Consider the following 16,797-nt stretch of genomic DNA (forward strand, 5'->3'; position numbering starts at 1 on the left):
CCCCCCCCCCCCCCCCCCCCCCCCCCCCCCCGACCCTTGGTGCGTCCATCACGGAAAACAAAAAAGAAAATCAGAAGCAACAGCGGGTCGCTTCGCTCGGTTCTCTCGATCATCTTTCCGGTGGATCCACATCCAATCAGATCGCAAACAGAAAGAGCCGAGCATTGGCTCGGCTCTACATGATCTCCAGCCATCCACGCATGGCGTGGATCTACTGTGTCGACCAAGGTCGACACCCACCAACAGCAGCATAGACCGCCGTTCCGACACCACCCCGCCAACCCACGGATATCTCGCTTTTGACGTTGACGTTGACGTTGCCGGCCAGCGGCCGGCACCACCACTGCGGGTGCAGGGCCGCAGGCCCTGCAGGACATCCTCAGCTGCGCATGCCCACGCCACGCTTCAGCAGCCACAGCGCCAGCGCCGTCAGCACCACCACGAAACCGATCATCAGCGCATACGCCACCACCACCGGCACATCGCTGCTGCCCAGCAGGCCATAGCGGAATGCGTTGACCATGTAGAAGATCGGGTTCGCGTGCGTGGCCGCCTCCGCCCATGGCGGCAGCAGCTTCACCGAATAGAACACGCCGCCCAGGTAGGTCAGCGGAGTCAGGATGAAGGTCGGCACGATCGCCACGTCATCGAACTTCTTCGCATACACCGCGTTGATGAAGCCGGCCAGCGAGAAGATCGTCGCGCCCAGGATCACCGTGGTCAGCGTCACCAGCGGATGCGGAATGCGCACCGGGGTGAAGAACATTGCGATGATCAGCACGATCACGCCCACCATCAGCCCGCGCAGGACTGCACCGGCCACGTAACCCCACAGGATCACCCAGTTCGGCATCGGGCTGACCAGCAGCTCTTCCACGTGGCGGCCGAATTTGGCGCCGAAGAACGACGAACTGATGTTGCCGTAACTGTTCTGTATCACGCTCATCATCACCAGGCCCGGCACGATGAACTGCATGTAGGTGTAGCCGCCCATGTCGCCCACGCGCGAGCCGATCAGGCCGCCGAAGATCAGGAAGTACAGGGTCATGGTGATCGCCGGCGGTACCAGGGTCTGGCCCCAGATGCGCATGATGCGGGCGACTTCGCGGCGCACGATGGTCATCAGTGCGATGCGGTTGCGCTGGCCGTCGGTCAGGACCGGGGTCGGGGTGCTGCTCATGCGGACGTCTCCTGGTTGCCGGTGAGGCGCACGAACAGTTCCTCCAGGCGGTTGCTCTTGGTACGCATCGAACGCACGCGGATGCCCGCTGCGTTCAGTGCCTCGAACACGCGGTTCAGATCCATCGCGCGCGGCATGTCGATGTCCAGCGTATGGCCGTCGGTGGCGATCAGGGTCGCACCCTCGATCACCGGCAGCTGGGCGGGCAGGGCGCCGTCGATGTCCAGCAGGAAGCCTTCCACATCAAGCTTGGCCAGCAGTTCGCGCATCGGGCCCTGGGTGACGATCTGTCCGTGGTCGATGATGGCCAGGTTGCGGCACAGGTGCTCGGCCTCTTCCAGGTAGTGGGTGGTCAGGATGATCGTGGTGCCGGCCGCGTTGATCTCCTTCAGCACCCGCCACATGTCGCGGCGGATCTCGATGTCCACGCCAGCGGTTGGTTCGTCCAGGATCAGCAGGCGCGGGCGGGTCATCATCGCGCGGGCGATCATCAGCCGGCGCTTCATGCCACCGGACAGAGTGCGGCTCATCACCTGCGCCTTCTCCCACAGGTGGGCGCGCTTGAGCTCGACCTCGGCCATCTGCTCGGCTTCCGCGCGCGGCACGCCGTAGAAGCCGGCGTAATTCACCAGGATGTCGAAGGGCTTTTCGAACAGGTTGAAGTTGATCTCCTGCGGCACCAGCCCGATCAGGCGCATGGTGGCGCTGCGGTTGCGCACCAGGTCGCTGCCGAACACTTCCACCTGGCCCTCGCTGAGGTTGACCAGGGAGCTGATGATGCCGATCAGGGTGGACTTGCCGGCACCGTTCGGGCCCAGCAGGGCGAAGAAGTCGCCCGGGGCCACTTCCAGCGAGACCCCTTTCAGGGCCTGGGTGCCGTTGTCATAGGTTTTACGCAGGTCGCGCACGCGCAGGGCGGGCGCCGTATCGTTCTGGGAAGCCAAGCTCGAAGCCTTCGCGCCCATGGGCTGGCGCTGGAGAGGGGCGGGGAAGGTCTATTATAGAAGACCCCGAGGGCTTGCCCCGGCTACACACTGTCCCGAAAAGTCGTGCCTGTCCAATTCCCCATCAAACTGGTCGACCGCCGCATGCTGGCGCCCTCCATCGGCCATTACCAGTTCGTGCGTGACGACGGCCAGCCGCTGGATTTCCAGCCCGGCCAGTTCATCCAGGTCCATTTCAGCTACGCCGATGGCACCGAAACCAAGCGCAGCTACTCCCTGGCGACCATCCACGACCACGCGCTGGGGCCCGGCGAGGCGGTGGATATCGCGGTCAGCTTCGTCCCCGGTGGCGCCGCCACGGCCCTGTTTGAGGCGCTGGACATCGGCGGCCAGGTCAGCGCGTCCGGCCCCTACGGCCGGTTCTGCCTGAACCCCGGCGACCACAACGGCCGCTACCTGCTGATCGCCACCGGTACCGGCGTCACCCCGTACCGCTCGATGCTGCCGTTGCTGGCAACGGCGATGGCCGAGCGTGGCGTGCAGGTGGTCCTGCTGCAGGGCGCACGCAGTCCGGGCGAGCTGCTGTACAGCGAAGACTTCTACAGCTTCGCCGAAAAGCACCCGAACTTCCGTTATGTGCCGTGCCTGTCGCGGGAACTACCGGCCGAGCCGCACCCGGATGTACACCATGGCTACGTGCAGCAGGCGCTTGCGGAATTCACGCCGGACCCGGCCACCGATATCGCCTACCTGTGCGGCAACCCGGACATGGTCGACGCCTGCGCCGAAGCGCTGAAGGCGGCGGGCCTGGGCAATCCGCAGATCCGCCGCGAGAAGTACGTCAGCAGCAAATAGGCCCAAGGGTAGTGCCGGCCGCTGGCCGGCAACCTCATGGACGCTTGACGCGCATTCCCAACGGAGGCAGCGTATGGCGGCCTCAGCCGCCGGGATCAGTACGGCACCCAGGCATCGCGCCAGGCCGAACCCACACCCGGCCGGTACGCCTCAGCATTGACGTTGCACCATGCGCCTTCCGGGAACGGGCGGCAGGCGTACAGCTTGCCGTCGCTGCCCTTCACCACGGTCTGCCCGGGCACGTAGCTGCCGATACCGGCCGGATACACATGATCGAAATCGCCGCCGGGTGACGGCGTGCCGGGGTCTGGCACCTTCGTGTCCAGCTGGAAGCGGTTGCCGTCCTTCAGGTACACGCGGTTGTCGGTGGCCGAGGCGGTCGGCGTGATGGCGCCGTTGTTGAGCACGCCGACGCGCGCATGCTGGGCACTGCCGTTGACCTTGCGCGCAAGCGCCAACGGCCATTGCGACGGCGCGGTCTGGCCTGTGGCCAAGGTGGCTTCCACACGTTCCACGTCGTTGCCGTTGGCATTGAACACACGCAGCGCCAGGGTGGTGCCAACCGGCAGCTCGGTACGCGCGGTGACCGGCCCGGCATCCTGCCACTGCGGCACCGGCGTGGTACCGCCGCCGCCTTCAAAGCGCACGTCCATGCAGGTGTAGAACGCTTCGGTCGAATCGGCGCGCTGCCAGGTGTTGTAGATCACATGCTGGCCGCTGCGCTGCGGCAGCATGCACTGCAGCTTGTAGGTGCCATCGGCCGACAGCGGCGTGTTACCCAGCGAGCAGAATTCCTGCAGGTCGGCCCAGCGCAGCGGGCTGCCGGGCTGCCAGCCGGCGTGGGTGACGAAGAACTTCCAGTCGCGCGTGGCATGCGGGGCGGTGGCCTTGAACACGAAGGTGAACCTGCCGTTCGCATCGGGCTGGATCGGCGTGGTCTGCCAGTCGCTGCGATCCAGATCCAGGCCGCGGAAAGTCGGGTTGTTGCCGCTGCACAGCTTGCCGTCGGGCACCACGGCCTGGTGGTTGCCGTTGGCGTTGGCCTGGTTGATGCCGTTCCAGTCGTAGAACGCCTGCGAACCGGCCACTGCCTTGGCGGCCGCGCAGGCCGGGTTGGTGGGGTTTTCCGGGTTGCCCTGGAAGCAGGCATAGACGCGGCTGACCGGGGTGATCATCGTGCCGTGTGCGGCGGCGTTGCCGGCAACGCCAACACCGGCGCCAACGAAGACGGTGGCCAACAGCAATGGGGTGTATCGCAGAGACATGGCGCATCCTTGTGGTCGTCGAAGAGAGCGGTGACCGCAGAACCCGCGCTGTGCGGCGCGACGGACGATGAGCGGTACCGCCGCGAGTATCGAGCTGCAATGCACAGTGGGAAACCACGTCGATGCCGATCCGTGACTGCGCGTGTGAACCCCTTCCCGCGGGCTTCACGCCACACTGAACGAGTGCGTTGGCGGTCACGCCTGCGGCGCGGCGACGATCACGTTCCTATGCGACTTCATTGCCGCGGGTGGCCGACCCGTTCCACCTGGCACGAAAAGCATCCATACCCTGCGTTGTGCAGCTGCACGAAGGCCACCATCCCATCGGCGAACAGCCGGTCCAGGTGCGCGGCAACCTCGGTGCCCTGGCAGACCAGGCCGCTCAGCATGAAGTCCTCGCTGTCATAGGCGCGCACCGAAATCAGCCGACGGTGCACGTAGGCAGGTACCACGCCTGCTGGTAGCACGCAGCGGGTTGCACCGCGCTGCACGAAGATCGGGCCCGAGGCGCGGTAAGGCGAATGCGTGGCCAGGTGTGTGTAAGGCAGCAGAAGCAATTCGGCACCCGCAGGCGCGTCGGTCAGGCTGACCCTGCAGGGGTAGCCACCACTGTCGCCTGCGCGTCGCCGCACGATACCCCGCGCGGCCAGCGCATCGTCGCTGGATTCGAAAAGCGCCTCGAACGGCTGGTGGTCGATGCCACTGAGTTGCCACGGATGCATGAGTGTCTCCCGGTTTTGCGCGCATTCTGTCGCCGCCGCGGGCTGCGTGCTCGCCGTTTTCCGCCACCGGATTCGATGGCTGGCCCGGCCTTGCCCAGGTGCGACGGTCCGTGCGGCCGCCACAAGGCGCTAAGATGCGCGCGCCGCCCTTCATGCAGCGCCGCATGTCCCTGGATTTCCCCACCGTCGCCGTGCTTGGCTTCCTGCTCTGCGTGGGCATCGCGCTGGGGTTCTCGTTGCTGCTGGTGGTGCTGCGCGGGCAACCGGTGTTGCGGCTGTGGACGCTCAGCCTGTGGGCCCTGACCCTGGGGGTGACCCTGCTGGCGCTGCGTCCCTACCTGCCGCAGGTGCCGGCGATTCTGGCCGGCAACGCGGCGATGGCCGCCTGCGCGGTGCTGCTGCTGCGTGGCATGGCCCTGCATCTGGGCCAACCCCTGCCGGTATGGCGACCGCTGTTGCTGGTGGCCGCGTTCATGGCCGGCATCTTCCTGTTTCTGGTGCCGTGGCCGAACCTGATGGTGCGCCTGCATGTGTTCAGTGTGTTCGCTGCGATCATCGATGGTTGGATCGCCTGGCTGCTGCTGCGCCACGCCCCGCCACAGCAACGCACCAGCTGCAGGCTGGCTGCGGCGGTATTCCTCGCCGAGGGCCTGCTGTACGTGGTGCGCCTGTTCCTGCCGGTGGCGGCCGGTGCCGGTGAGGACATCATGCGTACCGGCACGCCGATGTTCGTGACCTACCTGGCCGGGGTGATGCTGGAGCTGGCCCGTTGCTTCGCACTGGTGTTGCTGCTGGTCGAACGCATGCTGGTGGAACTGCGCCGGGCTGCACGGATCGACGGTCTTACCGGCCTGCTCAATCGCAGCGCGGTGCTGGCGGATGGGCAGCTGCAGCTGGAACAGGGACGCCGGCACGGTACGCCGTTGGCGGTGCTGCTGCTGGATGTGGATCATTTCAAACAGGTCAACGATCGTTGGGGCCATCTGGCGGGTGACCACGTGCTGCAGCATTTCACCGGGGTGCTGCAGCGCTGCGCGATGGGTCGCGTGCATCTGCTCAGCCGCTATGGGGGCGAGGAGTTCCTGCTGCTGCTGCCTGGCAGCAGCGGTAGCGAGGCGACGGCGCTGGCCGACGCGATCCGCCACGGGCTGCAGCAGCGTCCGGCCCTGCTCGATACCGGCCCGGTGGCGGTGACCGCCAGCATCGGGCTGGTGCTGGACGACGGCCGGACCGATCTTTCCGGCTTGATCGCGTTGGCCGACAGCGCCCTGTACCGGGCCAAGGCCGAGGGCCGCAACCGCCTGGTGGCGGTGCCGACGCCGGCCTAGGACATCCGCCTGTCGCCGCCAGCGCCCGGCGCGTGTAAGTTGGGTCACATCTGTTTGGTCACATCTGCCGCGGCACACCGTCGTGGTGGACAGGAACATTCCCAGGGGAATCACGCACGATGCAACGACACCATTTCGCGCGGGCCGGGTTGCTGGCCAGCATGCTGATTGCCGGCTGCAGCGCACCGCCGCAGGCAGGCACCGACGGCGCAGGCGATACGCCCAGCCGCCGCTACGGCCAGATCGATTTCCGCCCCTGCACGCTGGCCACTGAAGGCGCCAGCGCCAACGTCGAGGCGCAGTGCGCTACGTTCCAGGTGCCGGAGGACCGGAGCAAGCCGGAGGGTCGCAGGATCGACCTGCGCATTGCCTGGCTGGAGGCCGGCAGCAGCGGTTCGGGCCTACCAGACCCGGTGTTCTTCCTGGCCGGCGGCCCCGGCCAGGCGGCCAGCGAGGTCGCCGTCATCGTCGATACGGCACTGCGCCAGGTGCGCAAGCAGCGCGACATCTTCCTGATCGACCAGCGCGGCACTGGCGGCTCCAATCCGCTCAGCTGCCTGGGCGCGGATGGCAAGGAGCTGCCGATGGATGAGGATGCTGCGCCCAGCGAAGCGATGCTGCGCGAGTACGCCGAACGCTGCGCTGCGTCGCTGAAGGGCCGTGCCGACCCGCGCTTCTATACCACCGCCGAGGCCATCGCCGATCTGGACGCGGTACGCCAGGCACTGGGCGCCGATACGCTCAACCTGGTCGGCGGCTCGTACGGTACCCGCGTTGCCCAGCGCTATGCGGCTGCCTATCCGCAGCACACCCGCAGCATCGTCATCGACGGCGTGGTGCCGAACGATCTGGTGGTTGGGGGTGAGTTCGCCAACACCTTCGACAACGCCATCACCCTGCAGTCGGCGCAGTGCCGCAAGGACGTTGCCTGCAGCAAGCGCTTCCCGGTCGATACCCGCGCACAGCTGCGCAGCGTTGCGGACGCCCTGCGCCGCACGCCGGTTACCGTCGAGTACCGCGATCCGGGTACGAATGCGCCGCGCAAGGATGTGCTGACCCCGGACAGCGTGGTCGGCCTGGCGTTCGCCTTCTCCTACGTGCCGCAGTATTCCTCGCTGCTGCCACTGGTGCTGGACGAGGCCGCGCAGGGGCGCTATGCGCCATTGGCCTCGCTGGTACGCGGTGCGACCCGCAGCATGGATTTCCAGATCAACCGTGGCATGCAATGGTCGGTGATCTGCAGCGAAGATGCTCCGCGCTACCAGGCGCCGGCGGAAAGCGGGGACGCGCTGTTCGGACCGGAAGCGGCGCGTGCGTTCTTCGCCGCCTGCCCGGTGTGGCCGCATCAGCCGGCGCCGGCGGCTGCGGCAGCGCCGCTGCGCAGCGATCTGCCGGTGCTGCTGCTGTCCGGCGAGCTGGACCCGGTGACGCCGCCGCGCTACGCCGAACAGGTGCTCAAGGGGCTGCCGAAGGGACGTGCGCTGGTCGCCCGCGGGCAAGGCCACGGCACCCTGGCCGCCGGTTGCATGCCGCGCCTGCTCGGCCAGTTCATCGACACCACCGATGCCAAGGCGCTGGATGCCAGCTGCCTGGACACGCTGAGCTACGTGCCGGCGTTCACCTCGTTCAACGGATGGGCCCCATGATCGTCGCCGACAACCTGCACAAGGCGTTCAACACACGCACCGGCCGCATCCAGGCGGTGGCCGACGTCGGCTTCCGCGCCGAGGATGGCCGCATCACCGGCCTGCTCGGCCCGAACGGTGCAGGCAAGACCACCACCATGCGCATGCTGTACACGTTGATGACGCCGGACGAAGGCAGCATTACCGTCGATGGCATCGACGCAGCCCGCGATCCGGTGGAGGTACGTCGTCATCTCGGCGTACTGCCCGATGCGCGTGGCGTCTACAAGCGGCTGACCGCGCGCGAGAACATCGCCTATTTCGGCGAGCTGCATGGCCTGTCCGCGTCGCGCATCCGCGAACGCATCGAAGTGCTGTCACATGCGCTGGACATGGCTGACATCCTCGATCGGCAGACCGATGGCTTCTCGCAGGGCCAGCGCACCAAGACCGCCATTGCCCGTGCGCTGGTGCACGACCCGCGCAACGTGATCCTCGACGAACCCACCAATGGCCTGGACGTGATGACCACCCGCGCGCTTCGCCGCTTCCTGCTGGGACTGCGCGAGGAAGGGCGCTGCGTGATCCTGTCCAGCCACATCATGCAGGAGGTCGGTGCGCTGTGTGACCACATCGTAATCATCGCCAAGGGCACGGTGATGGCCGCTGGCAGTGCCGATGAACTGCGCGCGCAGTCCGGTGAACCCAACCTGGAAGATGCGTTCGTGAAACTGATCGGCAGCGAAGAGGGCCTGCACGCATGAGCATGATGTCGACCATGATGACGGTGATGCGCAAGGAACTGCGCGACCTCTCGCGCGACCGCCGCACCCTGTTGCTGACCCTGCTGTTTGGTCCCTTGCTGTACCCGCTGCTGATCCTGGGCATGGGCAAGCTGGCCGAAAGCCGCGTACGCATCCAGATTGAACAGCCGCTGCAGATCCCGATCATCGGTGCCGAGAATGCGCCGAACCTGGTGCGCTTCCTGGCGGCGCAGGGATTGAACGCCACGCCGGCACCGAAGGATCTGGCCGAAGCGATCCGCTCGCAGGAGATCGACGTGGCCCTGCGCATCAGCCCCGAGTTCGGCAAGGACTGGGCCGGCGGCAAGCCCGCGCTGGTGGAAGTGATCCGTGACAGTACCCGGCGCGCCGCCGAGGTACCCAGCGCCCGCCTGCAGGCGGCCCTGGCGACCTACAACGGCCAGGTCGGTGCACTGCGGCTGATGGCACGTGGCGTCGACGCACAGGTGGCGCGGCCGCTGGATGTGGCTACCCAGGACATGGCCAGCGCCGAGGCCAAGCGCGGCATGATGCTGTCGATGCTGCTGCCGGTGCTGCTGACGCTGACCTCGTTCATTGGTGGCGCCTATCTGGTGATGGATGCCACCGCCGGTGAGCGCGAGCGGCAATCGCTGGAGCCGCTGCTGGCGACTCCGGGTTCGCGCAGTGCCATCGTCAGCGGCAAGATCGCCGCCGCGTGCGTGGTCGGCTTCGCCTCGTTGCTGCTGACGTTGATCGCGTTCAAGGCCAGTGCGCAGATCGCGCCCGGCAATGTCGGCCGGCAACTCAACATGAACATCGGCTCGATGCTGCAGATGCTGCTGGTGATGGTGCCGATGCTGCTGATCGGCACCTCGCTGCTGACCTTCCTCTCGGCTGCGGCCAAGAGCATGAAGGAGGCGCAGAGCCACATGACCTGGCTGGTGCTGCTGCCGATGCTGCCCGGTTACGCGTTGATGGCCTATCCGGTGAAGAGCGAGCTGTGGCAGTACGCAGTGCCGTTCCTGTCGCAGAACCAGATGCTGTTGAAGGTGATCCGCCACGAGGCGATCAGCCCCACGATCTGGGCGGTGTACCTCGGCGCAAGCCTGGGTCTGGCTGCGGTGCTGTGGTTCGCTGCCGTGCGTCGCTACCACAACGAACGCCTGGCGATTTCCGGCTGAGCGTAACCGGTAGCGCCGGGCCATGCCCGGCGGATGCAGAACGAGGCCCGGTCATTCCGGGCCTCGTCCATTTCAGCGCAGCGAGGCGTTTCCGTCCGCATACCGCGCTGGCGTCACTGCCATCTCGCGCTTGAACACGGCGATGAAGGAACTGGGCGTGTCGTAGCCCAATGACAGTGCGACGGTGGTGACCGGCTCACCGGCCAGCAATCGCGGCAGCGCCAGCAGCACGCGCAGGCGCTGGCGCCAGTGGGTCAGGGTCATGTTGGTCTCGGCCTGCCAGCGGCGGGCGAGGCTGCGACTGGACAGGCCGCTCGCTGCGGCCCAGTCCTCGACGCTGCGGGTGTCATGCGGCGCGCGTGCCAGGGCCGAGGCGATGCGGCGCAGGCGGCGGTCGCTGGGTTGCTGCAGGGCCAGCGGCAAGGGCGTGCCGGCGGCGATCTCATCGATGATCACCCCGGCCAGGCGCTGCTGCACCGCATCCAACGCCTGCCCGGACCACTGCAGTGCCCGCGGCACCGCCACCTGCAGCAGGTCGCTGGGCTGGAAGATGCGTGGTGCGGTGGGCAAGCCCGCGCAGGCTTCCCTGCTGAAGTACAGGCTCCAGCCATCGAAGCTGCCGATGCTGGAAAGCGCGTGCGGGTGCTGAGGCGGAAGCCACGCCACGTGCCCGGCCGGAAGCAGCCAGTGGATGTCACCCGCCTCGATCCGCAGCAGGCCCGTGTGGGCGCCCAGCAGTTGCCCGCGCGCGTGCTGGTGGCGGGCGGTGCGGCGTGAACCCGGCATCGCCAGCTGCGTACCGAACAGGGCGGGCCCCGCGCTGGCATCAGCCAGTGCAGGATCGATCAGGGGTGTCTGGTGTGTCTGTTCTGCCATGTCAATTGGCAGTTATACGGCAGAACAGTCGGTGGCGAGCGTTGACACTGGGCGTCCATTCCCCAGGAGCACGCCATGCAACCGCAGGACATCCTTCCCGATCACCAGAACGACGTGCAGGTGAACGGTCTCATCGTGCGCAAGGGCAGTGTAGGCGCCTTCCTCGCCAGCGTCCGCGACTGGCAGGACCCGGCCGGTGACTCCGCCACCCGTGCCGCCGCCGAAGCCGATCTGCGCAGTCTGCTGCCCGGGCTGCACGCGCTGGGCCTGTTCCAGGTGCTGGCCGCACGTGATCCGGCGCTGCAAAGGTTGATCGACGGCGCAACCTGAAACGTACAAGGCCCGGACATGCCGGGCCTTGCTCCAGAACCACCGGGCGCGGCCCGGCGCTACCGCCTTGGGCATCAGCCGCCCGGTGCGAACACCAGCGTGCGCCGGGTGGTGACCGGGGCATTGACCGGCTCGAAGCGCCAACGCTTGACCGCGTTGAGGGCTTCGCGATCGAAAACGCGCGAGGGCGTCGCGCGCAGCACGCGCGCGTTGGTCACCGAGCCGTCGGTGCCGACGGTGATCTCCATCAGGACTTCGCCGGAGGTACCCGAACGCAGCGCTTCTGCCGGGTAACGCGGTGCCGGCGTGCTGACCGGGCGCAGGCTTGGCGCGGCGGCGGTCGCGGCCTGGCGGGCGGCGTTGGCCTGCTGGGCAGCGGCCTGCTGCTGCTTCTGCTCGGCATCGCGGCGGGCGGCGGCCTGGCGCTCGGCCTCCTGGCGCTCGCTGTCACGACGGGCAGCATCCTGCTGCGCGGCAATCTGCTTGGCCGCCTCGGCTTCCTTGGCGCGCTGTTCGCTCAGGCGCTGCTGCTCGGCCAGCTGCTTGGTGCGGTCTTCAGCGTCCTTCTTGACCTTCTCGGTCTCGTCTTCGGTGCGCTTGGCAGCGATCTGTACGCCCTTGCTCAGGCCTTCTTTCAGGCGCGGCAGGGCCGGGGCGGAGGCGTCGACCTTTTCGATCAGGGCGACCAGCCGCTGCGCTTCGGTGAAATCCTCGCGGCCCAGGTGCTGCTCGGCGGCGATCAGGGTGTAGGGCAGCAGGTCGGTCAGCGCGCTCTTCACCGAGGCATCGTCCGGCGTCTTGTCGCGCAGCGCCAGGTAGTACTCGATGGCGTTGTCGCCGGCCGGGGCGTACATGCGGTTCTCGCGCAGTGCCTGGCTGGCCGATTCGCGCAGCTGCTCGGTGCCCATCGACTGCACCTTGGCAGCCACCGCCGGTGCGGCTGGCGCTGCAGCGACGGGGGCGGCGGCACCCTGCGCGGCCGGGGCCGGTGTTTCATCCTTGCCCGAGCAGGCAGCCAGGGCCAAAGCCAGAGCGACCGGCAACCACCGGCGCGCGGCAGCGATCATTGCGACGTGCGACATCCTGCTCCCCTCTAAGAAGACGACGTTACGAAAAACGTTGATACGCATGGCCGGGACCGAAGGTCCGGGCGTGGCGGGGGGACGTTTCCCAGCGTCACCGTCGCCTGCAGCGAGGGTGCAATCTAGCATCCCGGCCACCCTTGCGTACAAGGGCCGGGAGCGGCGCCGGCAGCGGCAGTCATGCCGCCGCCGGCGTTGGCGTCAGTGCGCGGCAGCCTTGCTGTGGCTGTTGGACATCAGCTTGTCGGTCCAGGCGATGCCGATCGCCGACAGGATGAACACGCAGTGGATGATGGTCTGCCACAGCACACCATCGGGGGTCAGGGTCGTGCAGGTATCGGGGCCGGCGTTGTAGAAGCTGGCCGATGCTGACGAAGCCGCTGCCGCCCATTGTTCCGGCTTGCACAGCGGCAGGCCGTTCAGCGGGCTGGCTGCAATGAACGTCTTCAACAGATGGATCGAGGAGATGCCGATGATCGCCATCGCCAGCTTTACCTTCAGCACGCTGGCGTTGACGTGACTCAGCCATTCCGGCTGGTCCGGGTGGCCTTCCAGGCGCAGGCGTGAGACGAAGGTTTCATAGCCGCCGACGATCACCATCACCAGCAGGTTGGAGATCATCACCACGTCGATCAGGCCCAGCACGATCAGCATGATCTGCTGCTCGCCCATCGACACCGAGTGCGAGATCAGGTGCCACAGTTCCTTGCCGAACAGGAACACGTAAACGCACTGGGCAACGATCAAACCCAGGTACAGCGGCAGCTGCAGCCAGCGGCTAGCGAAGATCAGGCTGGACAGCGGGGACAGTAGCGGACGGTTTGCACTCATGCGGAGTATGCTGCGTTTCGGGGAAGAGGCGAGGTTACCGGCCCGCCATGACGGTGCCAAGCCAACGCACGCACTAGACTTCAGGTTCCTTTCCGTACCCCAGAGCCGCCGCCATGATCGACCTGTATTACTGGCCTACCCCGAACGGCCACAAAGTGACCCTGCTGCTGGAAGAAGCCGGCCTGGAGTACCGCATCCACCCGGTCAACATCGGCTCGGGCGACCAGTTCAAGCCGGAATTCCTGGCCATTTCCCCCAACAACAAGATGCCGGCCATCGTCGACCACGCCCCGGCAGACGGCGGCGCGCCGCAGAGCGTGTTCGAGTCCGGCGCGATCCTGCTGTACCTGGCAGAGAAGACCGGCCGCTTCCTGCCGGCCGACCCGCGTGGCCGCGTCACCACCCTGGAATGGCTGTTCTGGCAGATGGCCGGGCTGGGCCCGATGAGCGGGCAGATGGGCCATTTCAACGTGTACGCGCCGGAGAAGATCCCGTACGCGATCGAGCGCTACGACAATGAAGTGCGCCGCCTGCACGGGGTGATGGACAAGCGCCTGGCCGAGCACGCCTTCCTGGCCGGCGCGGACTACACCATCGCCGACATGGCCAGCTACCCGTGGGTTGGCGCCTACGACAAGCTGCCGGCCGACTTCGACGCGTTCCCGAACCTCAAGCGCTGGCACCAGGCCATCGCCGCCCGTCCGGCCACCCAGCGCGCCTATGCGCTGCGCACGCAGGTGAACCCGGACGCTGGCAAGCCGCTCAGCGACGAAGAGCGCAAGCACCTGTTCGGCAAGCGCTGAGGGCCAGGGAGGCCTCATCCACGCATGGCGTGGATCTACTGGCGGTGGGTGCCGACCGTTGGTCGGCACTCCTCATGGGCAGAAGGTCATGCTGTCTTCCCGCACCGGCTTGGTTAGGATGGAGGCTGACCGTCCCGCGCCCGCCGCGGTGACGGACCTGCCGTTTGCCGGGATCCTCCATGCGCCATCTGTTCGCCTCGCTCGCCCTCATGCTCGCCACCAGTACCGTCGCCCACGCTGAAAAACTCACCCTGGAAGCCATCACCGGCCCGCTGCCGCTGTCCGGTCCGACCCTGATGAAGCCGAAGGTGGCGCCGGACGGCTCGCGCGTGACCTTCCTGCGCGGCAAGGACAGCGACCGCAACCAGCTGGACCTGTGGAGCTACGACATAGGCAGCGGCCAGACCCGATTGCTGGTGGACTCGAAGGTGGTGCTGCCCGGTACCGAAACCCTCAGTGACGAGGAGAAGGCCCGCCGCGAGCGCCAGCGCATCGCCGCGATGACCGGCATCGTTGACTACCAGTGGTCGCCGGACGCGCAGCGCCTGCTGTTCCCGCTGGGCGGCGAGCTGTACCTGTACGACCTCAAGCAGGAAGGCAAGGCGGCAGTGCGTCAGCTGACCCACGGCGAAGGCTTTGCCACCGACGCCAAGCTGTCGCCCAAGGGCGGCTTCGTCAGCTTCATCCGCGGCCGCAACCTGTGGGTGATCGACCTGGCCAGCGGCAGGCAGATGCAGCTGACCGCTGATGGCAGCACCACCATCGGCAACGGTATCGCCGAATTCGTCGCCGACGAGGAGATGGACCGCCATACCGGCTACTGGTGGGCGCCGGACGATTCGGCCATCGCCTACGCCCGCATCGATGAAAGCCCGGTGCCGGTGCAGAAGCGTTACGAAGTCTATGCCGACCGCACCGATGTGATCGAACAGCGTTACCCGGCCGCGGGCGATGCCAACGTGCAGGTGAAGCTGGGCGTGATCTCGCCGGCGGAACAGGCGCAGACGCAGTGGATCGACCTCGGCAAGGAGCAGGACATCTACCTCGCCCGCGTCGACTGGCGCGATCCGCAGCACCTCAGTTTCCAGCGCCAGTCGCGCGACCAGAAGAAGCTGGACCTGGTGGAAGTCACCCTGGCCTCGAACCAGCAGCGTGTGCTGGCCCACGAAACCAGCCCGACCTGGGTGCCGCTGCACAACAGCCTGCGTTTCCTCGACGACGGCAGCATCCTGTGGTCCTCCGAGCGCACCGGCTTCCAGCATCTGTACCGCATCGACAGCAAGGGCAAGGCCGCCGCGCTGACCCACGGCAACTGGTCGGTCGATGAACTGCTGGCGGTCGATGAAAAGGCCGGCCTGGCGTACTTCCGCGCCGGTATCGAATCGGCGCGCGAAAGCCAGATCTACGCTGTCCCGCTGCAGGGCGGCCAGCCGCAGCGCCTGTCGAAGGCACCGGGTATGCACAGCGCCAGCTTCGCGCGCAACGCCAGCGTGTACGTGGACAGCTGGTCCAACAGCAGCACCCCGCCGCAGATCGAACTGTTCCGCGCCAATGGCGAGAAGATCGCCACCCTGGTCGAGAACGATCTGGCCGATCCCAAGCATCCGTATGCGCGCTATCGCGAGGCGCAGCGCCCGGTCGAATTCGGCACGCTGACTGCCGCCGACGGCAGGACGCCGCTGAACTACAGCGTGATCAAGCCGGCAGGCTTCGATCCGGCCAAGCGCTACCCGGTGGCGGTGTACGTGTATGGCGGCCCGGCCAGCCAGACCGTCACCGACAGCTGGCCCGGCCGGGGCGACCATCTGTTCAACCAGTACCTGGCCCAGCAGGGCTACGTGGTGTTCTCGCTGGACAACCGCGGCACCCCGCGCCGTGGCCGTGACTTCGGTGGTGCGCTGTATGGCAAGCAGGGTACGGTGGAAGTAGCCGACCAGCTGCGTGGCGTGGCGTGGTTGAAGCAGCAGCCGTGGGTGGACCCGGCGCGCATCGGCGTGCAGGGCTGGTCCAACGGCGGCTACATGACCCTGATGCTGCTGGCCAAGGCGTCGGACAGCTACGCCTGCGGTGTGGCCGGCGCGCCGGTTACCGATTGGGGCCTGTACGACAGCCACTACACCGAGCGCTACATGGACCTGCCGTCGCGCAACGACGCCGGTTACCGCGAAGCACGCGTGCTGACCCACATCGAGGGCCTGCGCTCGCCGCTGCTGCTGATCCACGGCATGGCCGACGACAATGTGCTGTTCACCAATTCGACCAGCCTGATGAGCGCGCTGCAGAAGCGCGGCCAGCCGTTTGAACTGATGACCTACCCGGGTGCCAAGCACGGCCTGTCCGGTGCCGACGCACTGCATCGCTACCGTGTTGCCGAAGCCTTCCTGGGACGTTGCCTGAAGCCTTGATCATCATCCGGGAAGGAGCCCGCCCATGACCCTGCCGCCGCCGATTCCCGCTCCCTCCAACCTGGCCTCCGGCTGGTGGTGCCGGCATTGGCGCTGGGCGATGCCGCTGGCGGTGCTGCTGTTCCTGGCCGCGCTGGGCGGCGCCATCGCCTGGAGCGTGCTGCGCTGGACCGAGGCCGCGCACGACAGTGCGCCGATGCGTGAGGCGATGCGACGGGCCGGCTGCAGCGTCGAACTGGTGCAGGTGTTCGGGGAACCGCTGCAGGCCGGCACGCTGCCGCTGGGCAGCATGCAGACCGCCATCAACGGCGAGCGCGATGTCGGCCTGACCGTGGCGCTGGAAGGACCGCATGCGCATGGCCGCCTGTTCGTGAAGGGCACCCGCAGCGACGACGTGTGGGATTACCCGGTGATGTACGTGCTGGCCGAAGACAAGCAGACCTTCGACCTGAGCGCGCTGGATGATGCCGAGGCGGCCGGCGAATGCGAACTGCAGGAATGCCGGGAGCGTGGGGAATGTGCGCTGACGGCCGCGCTGTAGAGGGCGTGACCTCCGGCCGATTGTCGCCACCGCCATGAGCGCGTAGGGTGCGGGCAACCCTGTCC

The 16,797-nt window shown here is 67.1% G+C and carries 16 protein-coding genes; 9 read left to right on the plus strand and 7 right to left on the minus strand.

Annotated features, from left to right (window positions below):
- Positions 1-379 precede the first annotated feature (379 nt).
- Positions 380-1,180 carry an ABC transporter permease gene (locus WKB25_RS02285; protein ID WP_099819852.1) on the minus strand — a complete coding sequence of 267 codons (801 nt, stop codon included), beginning with the start codon at positions 1,178-1,180 and terminating at the stop codon, positions 380-382.
- Positions 1,177-2,145, minus strand: a complete 969-nt coding sequence (locus WKB25_RS02290) for an ABC transporter ATP-binding protein (RefSeq protein ID WP_312786358.1) — start codon at positions 2,143-2,145, stop codon at positions 1,177-1,179. Before WKB25_RS02290 ends, WKB25_RS02285 begins: the two co-directional genes overlap by 4 nt.
- A gap of 84 nt (positions 2,146-2,229) precedes the next feature.
- Between WKB25_RS02290 and WKB25_RS02295 the strand changes: the two genes are divergently transcribed.
- Positions 2,230-2,979, plus strand: coding sequence for a ferredoxin--NADP reductase (locus WKB25_RS02295; protein ID WP_089237690.1), 750 nt, complete (start codon positions 2,230-2,232; stop codon positions 2,977-2,979).
- Positions 2,980-3,074: 95 nt separating this feature from the next.
- Here WKB25_RS02295 and WKB25_RS02300 read toward each other — a convergent pair whose 3' ends face one another.
- Together WKB25_RS02300 and WKB25_RS02305 are read right to left on the minus strand one after the other, a co-directional pair.
- Entirely contained in the window at positions 3,075-4,244 is a 1,170-nt protein-coding gene (locus WKB25_RS02300; protein WP_340568509.1) for a lytic polysaccharide monooxygenase, read from the minus strand.
- A gap of 236 nt (positions 4,245-4,480) precedes the next feature.
- Positions 4,481-4,966 (minus strand): DUF1203 domain-containing protein, encoded by a 486-nt coding sequence (locus tag WKB25_RS02305; RefSeq protein WP_340568511.1) that lies wholly within the window; start codon positions 4,964-4,966, stop codon positions 4,481-4,483.
- Between the two features lie 164 nt (positions 4,967-5,130).
- Between WKB25_RS02305 and WKB25_RS02310 the strand changes: the two genes are divergently transcribed.
- The 4 genes from WKB25_RS02310 (at position 5,131) to WKB25_RS02325 (ending at position 9,864) form a co-directional block, all read left to right on the plus strand.
- Complete coding sequence (locus WKB25_RS02310; RefSeq protein ID WP_340568513.1) at positions 5,131-6,294, plus strand: GGDEF domain-containing protein; 1,164 nt, start codon at positions 5,131-5,133, stop codon at positions 6,292-6,294.
- A 119-nt stretch (positions 6,295-6,413) separates the two neighbouring features.
- The gene (locus WKB25_RS02315; RefSeq protein WP_340568515.1) at positions 6,414-7,940 is read left to right on the plus strand and encodes an alpha/beta fold hydrolase; all 1,527 of its coding nucleotides are present in this window, start codon (positions 6,414-6,416) and stop codon (positions 7,938-7,940) included.
- Complete coding sequence (locus WKB25_RS02320) at positions 7,937-8,683, plus strand: ATP-binding cassette domain-containing protein (protein ID WP_025877565.1); 747 nt, start codon at positions 7,937-7,939, stop codon at positions 8,681-8,683. The genes WKB25_RS02315 and WKB25_RS02320 overlap by 4 nt, the downstream gene beginning before the upstream one ends.
- Entirely contained in the window at positions 8,680-9,864 is a 1,185-nt protein-coding gene (locus WKB25_RS02325; RefSeq protein WP_340568520.1) for an ABC transporter permease, read from the plus strand. Before WKB25_RS02320 ends, WKB25_RS02325 begins: the two co-directional genes overlap by 4 nt.
- Before the next feature lie 72 nt (positions 9,865-9,936).
- Here WKB25_RS02325 and WKB25_RS02330 read toward each other — a convergent pair whose 3' ends face one another.
- Complete coding sequence (locus WKB25_RS02330) at positions 9,937-10,740, minus strand: helix-turn-helix transcriptional regulator (protein ID WP_340568521.1); 804 nt, start codon at positions 10,738-10,740, stop codon at positions 9,937-9,939.
- Positions 10,741-10,815: 75 nt separating this feature from the next.
- On the opposite strand from WKB25_RS02330, the gene WKB25_RS02335 reads away from it, so the two are divergent.
- A complete protein-coding gene (locus WKB25_RS02335) occupies positions 10,816-11,070 on the plus strand; it encodes a hypothetical protein (protein WP_340568523.1) in 255 nt (84 codons plus the stop codon).
- A gap of 74 nt (positions 11,071-11,144) precedes the next feature.
- On the opposite strand, the gene WKB25_RS02340 is transcribed toward WKB25_RS02335, so the two are convergent.
- Positions 11,145-12,152: an energy transducer TonB gene (locus tag WKB25_RS02340; protein WP_340568524.1), complete on the minus strand. Its 1,008-nt coding sequence runs from the start codon at positions 12,150-12,152 to the stop codon at positions 11,145-11,147.
- Positions 12,153-12,353: 201 nt separating this feature from the next.
- Entirely contained in the window at positions 12,354-12,983 is a 630-nt protein-coding gene (locus WKB25_RS02345) for a TIGR00645 family protein (RefSeq protein ID WP_340568525.1), read from the minus strand.
- Positions 12,984-13,096: 113 nt separating this feature from the next.
- Here WKB25_RS02345 and WKB25_RS02350 point away from each other — a divergent pair, with 113 nt between their 5' ends.
- The 3 genes from WKB25_RS02350 (at position 13,097) to WKB25_RS02360 (ending at position 16,732) form a co-directional block, all read left to right on the plus strand.
- The gene (locus tag WKB25_RS02350) at positions 13,097-13,786 is read left to right on the plus strand and encodes a glutathione binding-like protein (RefSeq protein ID WP_180165037.1); all 690 of its coding nucleotides are present in this window, start codon (positions 13,097-13,099) and stop codon (positions 13,784-13,786) included.
- 179 nt (positions 13,787-13,965) lie between these two features.
- Positions 13,966-16,191 (plus strand): DPP IV N-terminal domain-containing protein, encoded by a 2,226-nt coding sequence (locus WKB25_RS02355; protein ID WP_340568527.1) that lies wholly within the window; start codon positions 13,966-13,968, stop codon positions 16,189-16,191.
- Between the two features lie 25 nt (positions 16,192-16,216).
- Entirely contained in the window at positions 16,217-16,732 is a 516-nt protein-coding gene (locus WKB25_RS02360) for a cytochrome c oxidase assembly factor Coa1 family protein (RefSeq protein ID WP_340568529.1), read from the plus strand.
- The last annotated feature ends 65 nt before the right edge of the window (positions 16,733-16,797 follow it).

This window comes from Stenotrophomonas sp. G106K1 (genome assembly GCF_037969685.1).
Lineage (GTDB): Bacteria > Pseudomonadota > Gammaproteobacteria > Xanthomonadales > Xanthomonadaceae > Stenotrophomonas > Stenotrophomonas lactitubi.

Bases quoted from the DNA above. Each gene is read 5' to 3' on its own strand.
- WKB25_RS02290 (WP_312786358.1), bottom strand. From the start codon at position 2,145: ATGGGCGCGAAGGCTTCGAGCTTGGCTTCCCAGAACGATACGGCGCCC.
- WKB25_RS02340 (WP_340568524.1), bottom strand. From the start codon at position 12,152: ATGTCGCACGTCGCAATGATCGCTGCCGCGCGCCGGTGGTTGCCGGTC.
- WKB25_RS02315 (WP_340568515.1), top strand. From the start codon at position 6,414: ATGCAACGACACCATTTCGCGCGGGCCGGGTTGCTGGCCAGCATGCTG.
- WKB25_RS02300 (WP_340568509.1), bottom strand. From the start codon at position 4,244: ATGTCTCTGCGATACACCCCATTGCTGTTGGCCACCGTCTTCGTTGGC.
- WKB25_RS02305 (WP_340568511.1), bottom strand. From the start codon at position 4,966: ATGCATCCGTGGCAACTCAGTGGCATCGACCACCAGCCGTTCGAGGCG.
- WKB25_RS02310 (WP_340568513.1), top strand. From the start codon at position 5,131: ATGTCCCTGGATTTCCCCACCGTCGCCGTGCTTGGCTTCCTGCTCTGC.
- WKB25_RS02285 (WP_099819852.1), bottom strand. From the start codon at position 1,180: ATGAGCAGCACCCCGACCCCGGTCCTGACCGACGGCCAGCGCAACCGC.
- WKB25_RS02345 (WP_340568525.1), bottom strand. From the start codon at position 12,983: ATGAGTGCAAACCGTCCGCTACTGTCCCCGCTGTCCAGCCTGATCTTC.
- WKB25_RS02335 (WP_340568523.1), top strand. From the start codon at position 10,816: ATGCAACCGCAGGACATCCTTCCCGATCACCAGAACGACGTGCAGGTG.
- WKB25_RS02320 (WP_025877565.1), top strand. From the start codon at position 7,937: ATGATCGTCGCCGACAACCTGCACAAGGCGTTCAACACACGCACCGGC.
- WKB25_RS02330 (WP_340568521.1), bottom strand. From the start codon at position 10,740: ATGGCAGAACAGACACACCAGACACCCCTGATCGATCCTGCACTGGCT.
- WKB25_RS02355 (WP_340568527.1), top strand. From the start codon at position 13,966: ATGCGCCATCTGTTCGCCTCGCTCGCCCTCATGCTCGCCACCAGTACC.
- WKB25_RS02360 (WP_340568529.1), top strand. From the start codon at position 16,217: ATGACCCTGCCGCCGCCGATTCCCGCTCCCTCCAACCTGGCCTCCGGC.
- WKB25_RS02350 (WP_180165037.1), top strand. From the start codon at position 13,097: ATGATCGACCTGTATTACTGGCCTACCCCGAACGGCCACAAAGTGACC.
- WKB25_RS02325 (WP_340568520.1), top strand. From the start codon at position 8,680: ATGAGCATGATGTCGACCATGATGACGGTGATGCGCAAGGAACTGCGC.